2 protein-coding genes and 1 tRNA gene are annotated in these 2,365 nt (G+C 60.7%); 2 read left to right on the top strand and 1 reads right to left on the bottom strand.

From position 1 onward, the window contains the following. Nucleotides 1-85 (bottom strand) — tRNA-Leu (locus U9R61_RS02225). A gap of 141 nt (nt 86-226) precedes the next feature. On the opposite strand from U9R61_RS02225, the gene U9R61_RS02230 reads away from it, so the two are divergent. After that, a complete protein-coding gene (locus U9R61_RS02230) occupies nt 227-1,582 on the top strand; it encodes a protein kinase domain-containing protein (RefSeq protein WP_322487196.1) in 1,356 nt (451 codons plus the stop codon). Further along, on the top strand, nt 1,573-2,337 hold the full coding sequence (gene purQ / locus U9R61_RS02235; RefSeq protein WP_322487197.1) for a phosphoribosylformylglycinamidine synthase I: 765 nt from the start codon (nt 1,573-1,575) through the stop codon (nt 2,335-2,337). The genes U9R61_RS02230 and purQ overlap by 10 nt, the downstream gene beginning before the upstream one ends. The last annotated feature ends 28 nt before the right edge of the window (nt 2,338-2,365 follow it).

Raw genomic sequence — 2,365 nt, forward strand, 5'->3', positions numbered from 1 at the left:
TGCCGAAGGTGGGACTTGAACCCACACGGGGGTTGATCCCCAGCGGTTTTTGAGACCGCCGCGTCTGCCATTCCGCCACTTCGGCGCGACAACGCAGATTATAGCAGCCATTGCCCGGTTCGTCAAGGTGACGAGAGGCGCGGGTGTAGCATCCTCCAACACACGGCGCGTTTGCCACAGTGGTATAATTGGCCTAGCACATTGGTAGACTGCAAGCACCATGTTCATGCTCGACCGGTTGGCAGACAATCTCACGATCCGCGGCACCGACGATGCCTACACCATCCTCAACCTCATCGGGCGAGGCGGAATGGGTGCGGTCTATCGGGTGCGGCGGGCTAGTGATGGCAGTATTTGGGCCCTGAAGGAGATGCGGCCCGCTGGCGAGGTAACTGCCGAAGAGTTGGCTGAAGCGCACCAGCTCTTTCTGCAAGAGGCTGAATTGCTGCGGTCGCTCTCGTTCCCGAACCTGCCAGTGGTAATCGATCTGTTCGAGTATGAAGGTCGCCCGACGATGATCATGGAGTTTGTGCCGGGCAAGACGCTCGAAGCCATGATCCGCGAGGCGAATGCACCGATGCTCGAACAACAGGTGATCGGCTATGGGATTCAGCTCTGTCGGGTGTTGCACTATCTGCACACCTGCCAACCGCCGATCATCTACCGCGACCTCAAGCCGCCAAATGTGATTCTAACCCCGGACGGCGTGCTCAAGTTGATCGACTTTGGCGTGGCTCGCAAGCACAAGATCGGCAAGTCGAAAGACACGATCGCGATGGGGTCAGCCGGGTACGCGCCACCCGAACAGTACGGCAAAGGGCAGACCGATGCCCGCTCGGATATTTATGCGCTTGGGGCGACCATGCTGCATCTGCTGACAGCGATGCCGCCTATCCCGTTACAACCGCCGCGCCGTGGCGAGATCATACGCATGAACCGCTCGGTGGCCCCGGAAACCGAGGCAATCATTATTCGGGCGATGAGCCTCGAACGCGAGCAGCGGTTTGCTAGTTGCGCCGAGCTTGAGCAGGCGTTGCATAAGCGTCTCAAGACGCCGTATGTTGATCCGACGGTGCGGATGGCGCCGGTGCCGCCGGTCAAACCGCCGGTGGCTGCCCAGCCGCCGGTCGCGCCGGCGCCGGCGGCTGGGGTGGTGTGTGAAAAGTGCGGGAGGGTCAACAAACCGCAGGCTCGGTTTTGCGCCGGTTGCGGTACCGCGTTACCACAAGGCGGGCCGGTTGTCGCTCCTGCGCCGGTCTTGTCGCCGGCCCGCTTGATTGTCCGTTCGCCTTACCGCCACTGGGAGATGGTGCTTAACCATTCGCCGGTGCGGATTGGCCGGCGCGATCCGCGCCGCGCTCACTTTCCTGAATTGGATTTGGCTGAACATGACCGCGGGATCGCCTCGCGTCTGCACGCCATTATCGAGCGACGCGGCGATCACTATACCCTCACCGATCAGCAGAGCACCAACGGTACTCGGATTAACGGGGTGTTGATCCCGCCGAATGTGCCGCAACGGTTGAAATCGGGTGATCTGATCCAGATCGGCGAGGTGGAGATGGAGTTTCGGTGGAACTAAAAGCTCTCATTTTGCGCGCGCCCGGCATCAATCGTGATGCCGACGCGGCGCTGGCCTGTGAGTTGGCTGGCGCGCTCCCGGAACGGGTGCATGTCAACCGGGTTGCCGAGGGTTCGGTGAAGTTGGCCGATTACGCTATGTTGGTCATCCCCGGCGGCTTTTCGTATGGCGATCATCTCGGCGCTGGACGGTTGTTGGCGGTTGATCTGATTCATCGCCTTGGCGAAGAGCTGGAGCGGTTTGTGGCTGATGGCCGCCCGGTGATTGGGATTTGCAACGGGTTTCAGGTGTTGGTCAAAGCCGGTTTATTGCCCGGCCCCACTCGCCAACCGCCACGGGTCACGCTCACCATCAATGAGTCGTGCCAGTTTGAATGCCGCTGGGGGCAGTTGGAAGCGGTAAGCAATAGCCGCTGCTTGTTTACCCGTGGCATTGAACGCCCGATCGAAGTGCCGGTTGCTCACGGCGAGGGCCGGATCGCGGTGCGTGATCAGGTAACGTTAGACGAATTGGAAGCCGCCGGCTTGGTGGCGCTGCGCTATATTGGTGAAGGGTATCCAGCCAATCCCAATGGCTCGCCGCATAATATCGCCGGCTTGTGTAATGCGCAGGGTAATGTGTTGGGCCTGATGCCGCACCCAGAAAATGCGGTGTTACCGCACCAACATCCCCGTTGGACGCGCGAACCCTCCCGGCGCGAGGGTGATGGTTTGCAAATCTTCCGCAACGCAGTCCGCTACGCGGCGTCGTTGTAGGGGCATTGCACCGCAATGCCCCTACAAC

It is taken from the genome of Chloroflexus sp. (assembly GCF_034431535.1).
Taxonomy (GTDB): Bacteria; Chloroflexota; Chloroflexia; order Chloroflexales; family Chloroflexaceae; genus Chloroflexus.

Excerpts from the sequence above, each read along its gene's own strand:
- U9R61_RS02230 (WP_322487196.1), top strand. The coding sequence starts at position 227 with ATGCTCGACCGGTTGGCAGACAATCTCACGATCCGCGGCACCGACGAT.